11 protein-coding genes and 2 pseudogenes are annotated in these 12,440 nt (G+C 72.5%); 3 read left to right on the top strand and 10 right to left on the bottom strand.

Features of this window, described 5'->3' with window-relative positions:
• Window positions 1-40: 40 nt before the first annotated feature.
• Together mycP and ACH5AF_RS24265 are read right to left on the bottom strand one after the other, a co-directional pair.
• On the bottom strand, window positions 41-1,258 hold the full coding sequence (gene mycP / locus ACH5AF_RS24270) for a type VII secretion-associated serine protease mycosin (protein ID WP_398904152.1): 1,218 nt from the start codon (window positions 1,256-1,258) through the stop codon (window positions 41-43).
• Window positions 1,255-2,040 carry a hypothetical protein gene (locus ACH5AF_RS24265; protein WP_398904150.1) on the bottom strand — a complete coding sequence of 262 codons (786 nt, stop codon included), beginning with the start codon at window positions 2,038-2,040 and terminating at the stop codon, window positions 1,255-1,257. The genes mycP and ACH5AF_RS24265 overlap by 4 nt, the downstream gene beginning before the upstream one ends.
• An 877-nt stretch (window positions 2,041-2,917) precedes the next feature.
• Between ACH5AF_RS24265 and ACH5AF_RS24260 the strand changes: the two genes are divergently transcribed.
• Window positions 2,918-4,120, top strand: a complete 1,203-nt coding sequence (locus ACH5AF_RS24260) for an amino acid deaminase/aldolase (protein WP_398904148.1) — start codon at window positions 2,918-2,920, stop codon at window positions 4,118-4,120.
• A 22-nt stretch (window positions 4,121-4,142) separates the two neighbouring features.
• On the opposite strand, the gene ACH5AF_RS24255 is transcribed toward ACH5AF_RS24260, so the two are convergent.
• Window positions 4,143-4,778 carry an NAD(P)-dependent oxidoreductase gene (locus ACH5AF_RS24255; protein WP_398904479.1) on the bottom strand — a complete coding sequence of 212 codons (636 nt, stop codon included), beginning with the start codon at window positions 4,776-4,778 and terminating at the stop codon, window positions 4,143-4,145.
• Window positions 4,775-5,749 (bottom strand): EamA family transporter, encoded by a 975-nt coding sequence (locus ACH5AF_RS24250; protein WP_398904146.1) that lies wholly within the window; start codon window positions 5,747-5,749, stop codon window positions 4,775-4,777. The genes ACH5AF_RS24255 and ACH5AF_RS24250 overlap by 4 nt, the downstream gene beginning before the upstream one ends.
• A 61-nt stretch (window positions 5,750-5,810) precedes the next feature.
• Here ACH5AF_RS24250 and ACH5AF_RS24245 point away from each other — a divergent pair, with 61 nt between their 5' ends.
• On the top strand, window positions 5,811-6,605 hold the full coding sequence (locus tag ACH5AF_RS24245) for a MarR family transcriptional regulator (protein ID WP_398904144.1): 795 nt from the start codon (window positions 5,811-5,813) through the stop codon (window positions 6,603-6,605).
• A gap of 269 nt (window positions 6,606-6,874) precedes the next feature.
• Here the strand turns inward: ACH5AF_RS24245 and ACH5AF_RS24240 are convergent, their stop codons facing one another.
• The 5 genes and pseudogenes from ACH5AF_RS24240 to ACH5AF_RS24220 all read right to left on the bottom strand — a co-directional run bounded on the left by ACH5AF_RS24240 (window position 6,875) and on the right by ACH5AF_RS24220 (window position 11,491).
• Window positions 6,875-7,666 carry a hypothetical protein gene (locus tag ACH5AF_RS24240; RefSeq protein WP_398904490.1) on the bottom strand — a complete coding sequence of 264 codons (792 nt, stop codon included), beginning with the start codon at window positions 7,664-7,666 and terminating at the stop codon, window positions 6,875-6,877.
• A gap of 132 nt (window positions 7,667-7,798) precedes the next feature.
• Window positions 7,799-7,924, bottom strand: a pseudogene (locus ACH5AF_RS24235) (DUF2510 domain-containing protein); the annotation flags it as partial.
• 37 nt (window positions 7,925-7,961) lie between these two features.
• A complete protein-coding gene (locus ACH5AF_RS24230; protein ID WP_398904142.1) occupies window positions 7,962-8,747 on the bottom strand; it encodes a 3-oxoacyl-ACP reductase in 786 nt (261 codons plus the stop codon).
• A gap of 6 nt (window positions 8,748-8,753) precedes the next feature.
• A complete protein-coding gene (locus ACH5AF_RS24225; RefSeq protein ID WP_398904140.1) occupies window positions 8,754-10,118 on the bottom strand; it encodes an aldehyde dehydrogenase family protein in 1,365 nt (454 codons plus the stop codon).
• Between the two features lie 8 nt (window positions 10,119-10,126).
• Complete coding sequence (locus tag ACH5AF_RS24220) at window positions 10,127-11,491, bottom strand: glutamine synthetase family protein (RefSeq protein ID WP_398904139.1); 1,365 nt, start codon at window positions 11,489-11,491, stop codon at window positions 10,127-10,129.
• Window positions 11,492-11,569: 78 nt separating this feature from the next.
• Between ACH5AF_RS24220 and ACH5AF_RS24215 the strand changes: the two genes are divergently transcribed.
• Window positions 11,570-12,310, top strand: coding sequence for a FadR/GntR family transcriptional regulator (locus tag ACH5AF_RS24215; protein ID WP_398904138.1), 741 nt, complete (start codon window positions 11,570-11,572; stop codon window positions 12,308-12,310).
• An 18-nt stretch (window positions 12,311-12,328) separates the two neighbouring features.
• Here ACH5AF_RS24215 and ACH5AF_RS24210 read toward each other — a convergent pair.
• Window positions 12,329-12,440: pseudogene (locus ACH5AF_RS24210) on the bottom strand (IS982 family transposase); the annotation flags it as partial.

Here is a 12,440-nt window from a genome sequence, read left to right as displayed (position 1 = left end):
CCTAACCTCCTGCTCATCGCCGTCGGCGGGCACGTCCCGGTCAGCGACCACCGCCCTGGCCGCGCCGGCCGCCGCTCCACAGCACGACGGCCGCGGCCAGGGTCAGCACGCCCAGTCCACCGGCCACGGGGGCGAGCCAGCTCGCCGGTTCGCCGTCGTCGCCTTCCGGGTCGGGGCCGCGGCCGAAGTACGGCTTGTCGTAGCCCGATGTCGCCGCTTTCAGGTCGGCGGGGCGCAGGCGCCTGCCTGCGCTGATCGCCGCTGCCGGGTCGACGAGGCCGTACCCGCGGGAGTCGTCGCGGCCGCCCTTGGGCGCGTTGCGGGCCGTTTCGCGCAGCAGCTTCTTGATCTGGGCGGGGGTGAGGGCGGGGTGGGCGGCCCGGACGAGGGCGACGGCGCCGGAGACGAAGGCGGCCGCGGCGCTGGTGCCCCAGCCCTGGTAGTACTTGCGGTCCGGGTCGGCGAGCACGACGTCGACGCCCGGTGCGCTGACCGTGGCGTACCAGCGGCGCGTGGAGAAGGCGGCGTGCGTCCCGAAGCGGTCGACGGCGGTCACCGCGATCACGCCGGGATACGCGGCCGGGTAGGAGATGTGGTCCCCCTTCTCGCCGCCGTTGCCCGCGGAGGCGACCACGACGGCGCCCTTGGAGAGTGCGTACTGGACGGCGGCGTCCTCACCGGCCTCGGGATGGGCGGACTTGCTGTCGTCGCCGAGGGAGAGGTTGATGACGTCCGCGCCCTGGTCGACTGCCCAGCGGATGCCCTGGGCGAGGGCGGTGCCGCGCGATTTGCGGGCCCGGTCGCGTGCCTTGTCGCTGCCCTCCAGGATGACGCGGACCGGGAGGATCTTCGCCTCCGGGGCGATGCCGAGGACACCTGACTCCTGGCCGAGGCCGTGCCCATGGGCGGCGATGATCCCCGCCATCGCGGTGCCGTGGCGGGCCCAGGCGCGGTCGCCGCGCTGGGCGCCGAAGCCGATGAAGTCCTTGCCGGGCAGGACGGAACCGGCGAGGTCGGGATGCTGGTCGTCCACGCCCGTGTCCAGGACGGCGACCGTGATGCCCTTCCCCTTGGTCGTCTGCCAGGCCTGCTCGGTGTGGAGGGCGTCGAGGCCCCACTGCTGGGCGCGAATGGCGTCGGCGTGCGCGGACGTCGCGGCGGGCAGGACGGTGAAGGCAGCGGCCACGAGTGCCGCGACGAGGCGGTGGCGGCGCACAGGCAGGCGGCGCGCAGGGAGGCGGCGCAGGGGGTGGCTCATTCCGTCTTCTCCGTGGCCCGGCCGACGGCGATGCGCAGGCCCCGTTCGATGCGGTCGGCGATGCCGGCGGTGTCGTGGCCGAGCCCGGACTGGGCGGGTGCCGTCGTCGCCCCGTCCGCCTTCGCCTCGTCGGCGGGCTGCGGGTCGGTGACTGGCCTGCCGTCGGCGAACCCGGAGACGGCGTAGACGACGACGGGCGCCTCGGTCACGACGTCGACGGTCCAGCTGGCGCGCTGTTCCTCGCCGAAACCGGCCGCGACGGTGCCCCTGGCCGGCAGGGTCCGGGGCATCAGGTCCGTGCGCTCGCCGAGCCCTTCGGTGGCGAACCGGTTGTGCAGCGCGAGCATGTCGTCCCGTTCGGCCTCGGTGAAGACCAGACCGACGGTGGTGACGCTGCTGGAAGTGGCGTCGGTGTACGTGGCGCGCAGCACGCGGGCGCAGCCGACCGGCTCCAGGGTCTTGACGAGCAACGGGTCGAGCGCGGGTGCGCAGCCGCTGTCGGGTGCGACGGCGATCCGCGTCCAGACCCGATCGGCGCCGCCGGGTCCGGCGCCGTCTCCCTTGAGAGTGCGCGGGAACAGCGTGTCCACGGGGACGTTGTGCCAGATCGTGTGCACCTTGGCGTACGTGTCCTGCTCGGCTGTGTCGGCGCTGGAGTCGTCGGTGAGCCACAGCCCGGTCACGGCGCCGCCGATGAGTCCGAGCCCGAGGACGGCACAGGCCACGGCGGCGGCGGTCCGCGCGGGGTGCCGGGTCCGCACGGGCCGCAGCCGCGTGGTCATTTCGGCGGGCGCCTCAGGCGGGGCCCAGTGGTGGGCGGGCGGCCGGGGCGCACCGGGCCGCGGCGTCATGTCGACGTGCCCGACGGGCCGCCGCCGGGGTGCCGGCGGCACGAGGGGCGCGGCGGGCGCGACTGGAGACGCGGGGGCAGGGGGCGCGACTTGGGACGCGGGTGCGGGGGCGGGGGGCGCGGCTTGGCGCGCCTGCGCCGGGGCAGGGGGAATGGGACGCAGGCGGGTGGTGGTCTCGACGTCGCGGATGCTCCCGTCACGACCGCTCTCGGGCGCTGCCGAAGGAGCGTTCGCGGGCGGCAGCGGCACCCTCGCCGCGGCAGCGCGGTCGCCGCCCGCGGGCGGCGCGGTGATCCGCGGGGTGGGGGACGTGGTCTGCTGCGGGGCGGGCGTTGCCGGTGCGGGCGGCACGGCCTTCTGCGGGGGCACGGCCGACCGGGACGCACCCCCCTGTCCGCCCGGGGCCGGCAGCGCGGTGCGCTGCAGAGAGACCGTCGGACGGGACGCAGCCGGGCCGCCGGTGGCGGGCGCGGGCTGTGCCGGGTGCTCCGGCGACGCATCGGGCCGGTCCATGGCCGGCGACGCCGGCGGGGCGGGCGGGAGGAGCGCTTCTGTGATACGGGAGCGAGGCGGGGGCTGTGCGCCGGAAGGGCGTTGCGCCTCCGTGCTCATTCCGCCCCCCGTTGCTCGCCACGTACCACCGACCGGATAACCGTTCGGGGCAGGCCTGTTCGCCACCTCGTGCAGGCCACTGTGCCTGTCACTCTAACGGGCTGCGCTCGGCCCGACCTCCATGCGCCCGGCGGTCCGGGGGATCTGCCCAGAACATCCCCTACCTCGGAGTAATCGAGTCTGGCAAGCTCGGGCCATGACTCCCCGTGCCGCAGACCGGGCCCGCTACGACAAGGCCACCGCGCATCTGGACGCACCCGTCGCGATCATCGATCTCGGGGCCTTCGACGCCAATGCCGACGACCTCGTCCGCCGGGCCGGGGGCAAGCCCATCCGGGTGGCGAGCAAGTCGGTGCGGTGCCGGACCCTGTTGGAGCGTGTACTGGCCCGCGACGGCTTCGCCGGGATCATGTCGTTCACCCTTGACGAGTCGCTGTGGCTGGCGCGGGCCGGATTCGACGACGTGCTGCTCGCGTATCCGTCCGTGGACCGGGCCGGCTTCGCGGAGCTCGCGGCAGATCCCAAACTGGCGGGGGCCGTGACGGTGATGGTCGACGACCTCGCCCAGCTGGAACTCATCGATCGGTCCCGCGCGGGCGGGAAGGAGGAGATCCGGGTCTGTCTGGAGCTGGACACGGCCCTGCATCTGCTGGGCGGGCGGATACGGGTCGGTGCGCGGCGGTCGCCGCTGCGCGAGCCCGCCCAACTGGCCGAGGTCGCCCGGTCGATCACCCGGCGGCCGGGTTTCCGGCTGGTCGGGCTCATGGCGTACGAGGGGCACATCGCGGGGGTGGGTGACTCCGTCGCCGGTTCGCCGCTGCGCTCCCGGGCCGTGCGGCTGATGCAGCGTGCCGCCCGGACCGAGCTCGCCGCCCGGCGGGCCGCCGTGGTGCGCGCGGTGCGGGCGGTGTCGCCCGATCTGGAGTTCGTGAACGGTGGCGGGACCGGGAGCGTCCAGCACACGGCGGCCGAGGACGCGGTCACGGAGATCGCTGCCGGTTCGGGTCTGTATGTCCCGCGGTTGTTCGACAACTACACCTCCTTCATCGGCCGTCCGGCCGCGCTGTTCGCTCAGCCCGTCGTCCGTCGGCCGGGGGTGGGCGTGGTGGCCGTGCTCGGTGGGGGCTATCCCGCCTCCGGTGCGGCGGGGGCCGATCGGCTGCCCGTGCCCTTTCTCCCGGAGGGCCTGCGCTACGACCCTCAGGAGGGGGCGGGTGAGGTGCAGACACCGCTGATCGGCCACGCGGCCGACGATCTGCTGATCGGCGACAAGGTGTGGTTCCGCCATGCGAAGGCCGGGGAGCTGTGCGAGCGCTTCGACACGCTGCACCTGGTGGAAGGCGACCGGGTGTCGAGCACCGCGCCGACCTACCGGGGCGAGGGCCGCACCTTCCTGTAGGCCAACCCCTCCTGCCGGCTGGTCAGTACGCCACGGTGAACCGGGTCCGCCGGTGCCGGGGACGCTCGGCCTCGTCCAGCAGCGCCACCGCGAAGTCCTCCATGGATATGAAGGACCGGCCGTCGCTGTCGACGAGCAGTTCGTCGCCGCCGAGGCGGTAGTCACCGGTGCGCTCACCGGGCTCCAGAAGCGCCGGCGGACTGAGATACGTCCAGTCCGCGCCCGCTGCGGCAGCCCGGCAGACATCGAGCTGCGCGGTACAGGCGGTGGCGATCGGACCCAACTCGGCGGGAAAGTCCGGGCCTTCGGCCAGGGTGAGCGGCCCCTTGCCGGGGAGCGTGAGCGACGCGGCGCCGCCGACGACGAGAAGCCGGACGCCGGTGCGGGCGACCCCCGCGAGCAGCGCTTCTACGGTCACCACCAGCTCGCGCTCCCGACCAGGTGCCGGTCTTGTCGCACTGATCACCACGTCCTGCCCGGCACTCGCCCTGGCGACGGCGTCCGGGTCATCGGCATCAGCCACGAGCGGGCGGGCCCGGTGGGGCAGTTCCGTGCAGCGGGCCGGATCCCTGACGACGGCGGTGACGTCATGCCCCCGGGACAGCGCCTCGGCCACCGTCCTTCGTCCGACATTCCCCACTGCTCCGAAGACGGTCATACGCACGGCCGGGCTCCTTGCTGTTGTGATCGGTGACCGGCGGATGCCGGGGTGGTGCCGGGAACGGAGGGCGGGACGGCGGAGGAGGCTGTGTCCTCGGCGGGTGCCGCGCGAGGTGTCCCCTTCTGCCGCTGCGCCGCCATGAGTGCGGCGATGACGACGACTGCGCCGACGGCCTGGAGTCCGTTGAGCCGCTCGCCCGCGACGATCAGGCCGAGCAAGGTCGCGACCAGCGGACTGAGCAGCCCGAGGAAGGAGACGGCGGCCGGAGGCAGCGCCCGGATACCCCGGAACCACAGCGCGTGCGCGACGGCCGCGCCCACGAGCGACAGGTAGGCGTATCCCAGGAGGTTCTGCACGGTCAGGGCGGCCGGCGGCGGGCCTTCGACGAGCAGGGCCACCGGGAGCAGCAGCAGTCCGCCCGCGAGCAGCTGCCACCCGGTCGTGGCGAGTAGCGGCGCGGGAGAGGTCCACCGCTTGGCGAGGACCACGCCTGTGGCCATCACCAGCGCGCCGCCGAGGGCGGCGGCGACGCCGAGCGCGTCCAGCCGGGCATCGGCCCGCAGGACGAGCAGACTGACACCGGCGATCCCCGCGAAGCCCGCGAGCGCGGTGCGCACGGTGAGGCGGTCACCGAGGAGCGCGGCCGACAGTCCTGCGGCGAGCAGGGGCTGCACGGCGCCGACGGTGGCGGCGACTCCGCCCGGCAGGCGGTAGGCGGCAACGAAGAGGAGCGCGAAGAACACACCTATGTTCAGCGCGCCGAGGACGAGCGCACGCCACCACCAGATGCCCTGCGGGAGTCGCCGGGTGACGGCGACGAGCAGCAGGCCGGCGGGCAGCGCACGGATCACCGCGGCGAGCAGCGGCCGCCCGGGAGGCAGCATCTCCGTCGTGACGAGGTAGGTGGTGCCCCAGATGACGGGCGCCAGCGCGGTCAGCACCACGACCGCGAGTCGGTTGCTTCTCAATAAATTACTTAGCACTAAGACAAAGTAACTCATCACTAAGACATTTGGCTAGACTGCTTTCATGGCAGACCACGTGGATCTCGTACTGCGGCAGTGGGGCGCACGGCGCCCCGACCTGGACGTGTCACCCATGGCCGTGATCGGACGCCTGTCGCGCCTCTCCCGGCTCATCGGCTCGGAGCTCTCACAGACGTTCGCCGCGCACGGCCTGGACCGGGCCTCCTTCGACGTCCTCGCGACCCTGCGGCGCAGCGGACCGGAGCACCGCCTCACCCCGGCGGCGCTGATGCGGTCGGCGATGGTCACGTCGGGCGCCGTCACCCAGCGACTCGACCGGTTACAGGCACGCGGCCTGGTCACGCGCACGCCGAGCGAGTCGGACGGGCGCGTCGTCCACGTCTCACTCACCCGGGAGGGTCTAGAACTCGTCGACCGGGTACTCCCCGACCACCTCGCCACCGAGGACCGGGTGCTGGGAGCGCTGGACGAGGCCGGCCGCCGGACCCTCGCCGGCCTGCTGCGCGACCTGCTGGAGTCCCTCGGCGACACACTCCCCGTCCAGTCAGCCGGATACGCGGGCCCCCTGAGTTATGAGAATGAGTTCTGCGAAAAACCGTCGCAGGACTTCTCGTGCGGGCCATTGCACATCGAGTACGCGGGGCACGGCGCCGCACAGACGCGGCGAGGCGGCGGACGCCCGAAAGTGATCGACGACGACATGCTCGCCACGGCCCGTGCACTGCGCGACCAGGGTGTGCCGGTCTCCGAGATCGCCGGACGGCTCACCATCAAGGCGGGGAAGAACGCGGGCAGGCACCCCTCGGTCGCCTCGCTCTACCGTGCACTCGCCGAGTGAGTGCCGCTCGGGAGCCCTGCCCCGGCCGCTCGCGGGCGGGCGGCCCTGGCCTGCGCCCGCTCAGGAGCCGGCGGCTCACCCGGCCGCGGGCCAGACCCGGCCGCAGCCCGTCGTGGTCTGTCGCGGCTCGGCAGGAACCCCGGACCACAGGCTCGGGTCATCCTGGTCAAGAACTCGAGCGCCGGGCCACGAGCTGGGGACTCCGGGCGACGAGCTCGGATCACCCCGGTCACGGCGACGTGCGTCGTTCAGGCCACGGCGACGTGGAGTCAGCCGGGCCCGATGCTGCTGCCGACGCCGCCGCTCGTGGCGTCGCCGATCGGGCGGATGCTGGACGCGATCCTGTCCATGTCAGCGAGCGGGGGGCCGTCGGGGCCGGCGTCGAAGGCGAAGCGCACGACCACCAGTGCCTCGGTCCCGATGGGGGACGGGAAGACGAGCGACTGCACATATCCGCCGGGGCCCGCCCCGGTGACGACGCGCCAGCGGACGAGGTATCCAGAGCGTCCTGCGACGGCGAAGTTCTGCGACTTCACGACGGTGTGCGACGTGATGCCGTCGTGGATGCGGGTGCCGAGCGCGTCCTCGTCGTACGCCTCCTCGGCCGCCTTCTCGACGTCCTGCTCGGCCACACCCTTCGGTGTGCTCGCACCGCCGGACGCGGCCGCCGTCATGGAGGTCACCTGGCCGTGGCGACAGATCGAAGAACCGCCACCGGGACAGTCGTAGGTCTCGTCGGTGTACATCGTCGTGCCGGAGCCGAGAGCGCTGCTGGATTTCTCCCAGCCCTCCGGGATGGGCATGGTGATGCCGTTGAGCTGGTCGACGAGCTCCCCGGACTCGTCGGCGGTGGCGGTGGGCGATGCGCTCTGCTCAGGGCCGGACGTCGCCGGAGCGGAGGTGGCGGACGTGGCCGGCGCCCCGGGCGTGCCCGGGTCGTCGTCGTTGCCGAGCAGTACGGCTGTGATGGCCACTGCCGCGACGAGCACGGCACCGGCGGCGGCCAGCGCGAGGACGGGGCGCCTGCCCCCGCCCGGCCCGCCGGTCGCGGGAGGCTGCATGGGCACGGTGTGCGGCCCGAACCCGCCGGACGGCACGGAGGCGGCCCCGGCGCCCTGCACGGGACCAGGACCAGGACCGTACGCCGCCTGCCCCGGCCCGTACGGCTGCGCCCCGGTGTCCCGGGGTGCCTGGGCCGCGCGCGAGTGCGCGGACCAGGCCGAGCCGTCCCACCACCGCTCGGTTCCGTGCGCCTGCGGGTCCGGATACCAGCCTGGGGGTCCACCCGCGCCGCCAGGCGTAGGGGGAGGGGTCGTCATGCTCATCGGGACACCCTATGCGGGGCCACCAACAGGACTACACAGGGGTGACATACGCTCCGGAGATGCCGCCGTCGACCAGGAAGTCGGTGGCGTTGACGAACGAGGAGTCGTCGCTGGCGAGGAACGCGACCGCGGCAGCGATCTCCTCGGCCTCCGCGAAGCGCCCGACCGGGATGTGCACGAGGCGGCGGGCCGCCCGCTCCGGGTCCTTGGCGAACAGTTCCTGGAGCAGCGGGGTGTTGACCGGTCCCGGGCACAGCGCGTTCACGCGGATGCCCTCGCGGGCGAACTGCACGCCCAGCTCGCGCGACATCGCCAGCACGCCCCCCTTGGAGGCCGTGTACGAGATCTGCGAGGTCGCGGCGCCCATGCGCGCCACGAAGGAGGCCGTGTTGATGATCGAGCCCTTCCCCTGCTGCCGCATGTAGGGGATGGCCGCCTTGCAGCAGAGGTAGACCGAGGTCAGGTTGACCTCCTGCACGCGCTTCCACGCCTCCAGGCCGGTCTCGAGGATCGAGTCGTCGTCGGGCGGCGAGATGCCCGCGTTGTTGAACGCGACGTCGACGCTGCCATAGGTGTCGTACGCCGTCCTGAACAGCGCCTCGACCTGCTCGGCGTCGGTGACGTCGACGCGTACGAACGTCCCGGCGACCTCGTCGGCCGCCGCCTTGCCGGCGGTCTCGTCGATGTCGCCGCAGACCACGTTCGCGCCCTCGGCGGCCAGCCGGCGCGCGGCGGCGAGGCCGATGCCGCTGCCGGCGCCGGTGATGACTGCGGTGCGGCCCACGAGGCGGCGGCAGATGGGGGTGTCAACGGTCATGGGTGTTCAGGCCTCCGTGCTGATGAAGACGTTCTTGGTCTCGGTGAAAGCGGCGAGGGCGTCGGGGCCGAGTTCGCGGCCGAGGCCGGACTGCTTGTAGCCCCCGAACGGGGTCCAGTAGCGGACGCTGGAGTGGGAGTTGACGGACAGGTTGCCCGCCTGGACAGCTCGCGAGACGCGCAGTGCGCGGCCCACGTCACGGGTCCAGATAGAGCCGGACAGTCCGTACTCGGTGGCGTTGGCGAGCCGTACGGCGTCCTCCTCGTCCTCGAACGGGAGCACGACGGCCACGGGTCCGAAGACTTCTTCCCTGGCGGCGGGCGCGTCGGGCGCGATGTCGGTGAGGACCGTCGGCGGGAACCAGAAGCCGGGCCCCTCGGGGGCCGAGCCGCGGATCGCCTTCACGTCGTCGGGGACGTACGACCGCACCCGGTCCAGCTGGGCACCGGAGATCAGGGGCCCCATCTGTGTCTTCTCGTCCGCAGGATCGCCCACGACGACGGCTTCGACCGCGGGGGCGAGCAGGTCGAGGAAGCGGTCGTACACCGAGCGCTGCACAAGGATGCGGGTGCGGGCGCAGCAGTCCTGCCCGGAGTTGTCGAGGAAGGACATCGGAGTGGCGGCCACCGCGGCGTCGAGATCACAGTCGGCGAAGACGATGTTCGGGCTCTTGCCGCCGAGTTCGAGCGTGACCCGCTTCACGCGGTCCGCGCACGTGGCCATGATCTGCTTGCCGACCCGGGTGGATCCGGTGAAGACGATCTTGGCGACGCCCAGGTGCTCGACCAGGGCGTTGCCCGCGACGTCACCGGCTCCCGGCAGCACCTGGAACAGATGCTCGGGAAGGCCCGCCACGAGGGCGAGTTCGGCCAGCCGCAGCGCGGTGAGCGGGGTGGTCTCGGCGGGCTTGAGCAGCACCGCGTTGCCGGCGGCGAGCGCCGGTGCAGTGCCCCAGGCGGCGATCGGCAGGGGGAAGTTCCACGGCGCGATGACGCCGACGACTCCCAGCGGTTCGAGGACGGTGATGTCGAGGCCGCCGGGCACGGGGATCTGGCGGCCGGTCAGGCGCTCCACTCCCCCGGCCGCGTAGTCGAGGAGGTCGCGGGCGTTGCCCGCTTCCCAGCGGGCGTTGCCGATGGTGTGCCCGGCTTCCAGGACTTCGAGACGGGCCAGCTCCTCGACGTGGTCGTCGACGACCGCGGCGAAGCGCCGCAGCAGCCTGGCCCGGTCGGCGGGGGCGGCCGCCGCCCACTGCCGCTGGGCCGCGGCGGCGCGGCCGACGGCGGCGTCGACCTCGGCGGGCGTGGTCGCCGGGACGGTGCGCACGAGCTCTTCGGTGGCGGGGTTCAGTACGTGGTGCTCGACGGTCAAGGAAGGCCTCACATGCGTTCGAAGGAGCGGCGGAGCTCCCAGTCGGTGACCGCCGCGTCGAAGGCTTCGAGCTCGACGCGTGCCATGTTCCGGTAGTGCGCGACGACTTCGTCGCCGAAGGCTGCCTTGGCGATGGGGCTGTTCTCCCACAGCTCGGCGGCCTCGCGCAGGGTGGTCGGGACGTGTTCGTAGTCGGCGCTGTAGGCGTTGCCCGCGCAGGCTTCGGGCAGTTCGAGCTGCTGCTCGATGCCGTGGAGACCGGCGGCGACGAGACCGGCGACGGCGAGATGCGGGTTGACGTCGCCGCCGGGCAGCCGGTTCTCGAACCGCATCGAGCGGCCGTGGCCGACGACGCGGAGCGCGCAGGTGCGGTTGTCGTAGCCCCAGGCGACCGCTGTCGGGGCGAACGAGCCGGGCTGGAAGCGCTTGTAGGAGTTGATGTTCGGCGCGTACAGCAGGGAGAAGTCGCGCAGGGCGGCGAGCTGGCCGGCGAGGAAGTGGCGCATCACCGGCGACATGCCGCCGGGCCCGTCGCCCGCCATGACGTTGGTGCCGTGGGCGTCCTGCAGCGAGAGGTGGATGTGGCAGGAGTTGCCCTCGCGCTCGTTGTACTTGGCCATGAAGGTGAGCGAGACGCCCTCCTGCGCGGCGATCTCCTTGGCACCCGTCTTGTAGACGGCGTGCTGGTCGCAGGTGACCAGCGCCTCGTCGTACTTGAAGGCGATCTCGTGCTGGCCGGGGTTGCACTCCCCCTTGGCCGACTCCACGGTCAGTCCGGCCGCCGCCATCTCGTTGCGGATGCGGCGCAGCAGCGGCTCGATGCGGCCGGTGCCGAGGACGGAGTAGTCGATGTTGTACTGGTTGGCCGGGGTGAGGCCGTGGTAGCCGCGGTCCCAGGCCTGTTCGTACGTGTCCTTGAAGACGATGAACTCCAGCTCCGTGCCCACGTGCGCGGTGTAGCCGTACTCGGCCAGGCGCTCCAGCTGCCGGCGGAGGATCTGGCGAGGCGCGGCGACGACGGGCGAGCCGTCGTTCCAGGCGAGGTCGGCGACGAGCAGAGCGGTGCCCTCGTTCCACGGGACACGGCGCAGCGTGGTGAGATCGGGGTGCATGGCGAAGTCGCCGTACCCCCGCTCCCAGGAGGACATCTCGTAGCCGTCGACGGTGTTCATCTCGGTGTCGACGGCAAGGAGGTAGTTGCAGCCCTCCGTTCCGTGTTCGACGACCTCGTCGAGGAAGAAAGGTGCGGCGAACCGCTTGCCCTGGAGCCGTCCCTGCATATCGGGGAAGGCCAGGACGACTGTGTCGATCTCGCCGCTCGCGACGAGGGCGCGCAGCTCCTCGAGTGCCAGCGGTGGTGTGCGGTCTGCCACGGGGTTACGCCTCCTTGGATCAGCCGGAAGTCATAAGGTATTGCTGAAGACCATTGCTTGGGAAGGGGAAACGGCGAGGTGGCGAAGACAGACGCGAAGACGGGCGGGCCGAGCGACCGGCTCACCCCCGTGCTGCGCCCCGTGCACGCGGGCAACGGCTTCGAAGAGGCCCTGGAGCAGATCCTCCAGCTGCTGCGGCTCGGCCTGGTCCCCGGCGGCGAGCGGCTGCCCGCCGAGCGGGAGCTGGCCGAGCGGATGGGGATCAGCCGGGTCACGCTGCGCGAGGTGCTCAAGGTGCTGACGGACCAGGGCCTGGTGGAGAGCAGGCGCGGCCGCTACGGCGGAACGTTTGTGCTGCACCGGCCGGACACCCACGGCGAGGACGAGCTGCGCCGGCGGCTGGCCGGCGTGGACGTGGACGACACCCTGCGTTTCCGCGAGGTGCTCGAAGTGGGCGCGGCCGGGCTCTGCGCGGCGCACGGGCTGACCGACGAGGGCGCCGAGCGGCTGCGCACGGCGCTGGCGGCGACGCACGACGCCCCGCTGTCCGAGTACCGCAGGCAGGACACGCTGCTGCATCTGACCCTGGCCGAGCTGTCGGGCTCGCCGACGCTGACCGCCCAGTACGCCGCGGTCCGCGCCAGGCTGAACGATCTGCTCGACTGCATCCCGCTGCTCGTGCGCAATCTGGAGCACTCGCAGCACCAGCACGCCGCGCTCGTCGAGGCGGTCCTGGACGGCGACGCGGACGCGGCGCGCGAGGTGATGCGGGAGCACTGCGAGGGGACGGCGGCGCTGCTGCGCGGTTTCCTGCCCTAGATGATCGATTCCAAGGGGTCAGTGATCATAGGCGCTCAGTGAGCGCAGGATGGGCTGCCCGGTGTGGTCGTTGTGCCAGATCGCGGCGGTCAGCGCGAGGATCCGCTGCATGACACGGGCGATGACACCG

It is taken from the genome of Streptomyces sp. NPDC018833, from assembly GCF_044390825.1.
GTDB lineage: Bacteria > Actinomycetota > Actinomycetes > Streptomycetales > Streptomycetaceae > Streptomyces.
This window is presented reverse-complemented; position numbering and strand designations above follow the sequence as displayed.

Excerpts from the sequence above, each read along its gene's own strand:
- mycP (WP_398904152.1), bottom strand. The coding sequence starts at position 1,258 with ATGAGCCACCCCCTGCGCCGCCTCCCTGCGCGCCGCCTGCCTGTGCGC.
- ACH5AF_RS24265 (WP_398904150.1), bottom strand. The coding sequence starts at position 2,040 with ATGACCACGCGGCTGCGGCCCGTGCGGACCCGGCACCCCGCGCGGACC.
- ACH5AF_RS24260 (WP_398904148.1), top strand. The coding sequence starts at position 2,918 with ATGACTCCCCGTGCCGCAGACCGGGCCCGCTACGACAAGGCCACCGCG.
- ACH5AF_RS24255 (WP_398904479.1), bottom strand. The coding sequence starts at position 4,778 with ATGACCGTCTTCGGAGCAGTGGGGAATGTCGGACGAAGGACGGTGGCC.
- ACH5AF_RS24245 (WP_398904144.1), top strand. The coding sequence starts at position 5,811 with ATGGCAGACCACGTGGATCTCGTACTGCGGCAGTGGGGCGCACGGCGC.
- ACH5AF_RS24240 (WP_398904490.1), bottom strand. The coding sequence starts at position 7,666 with ATGCAGCCTCCCGCGACCGGCGGGCCGGGCGGGGGCAGGCGCCCCGTC.
- ACH5AF_RS24230 (WP_398904142.1), bottom strand. The coding sequence starts at position 8,747 with ATGACCGTTGACACCCCCATCTGCCGCCGCCTCGTGGGCCGCACCGCA.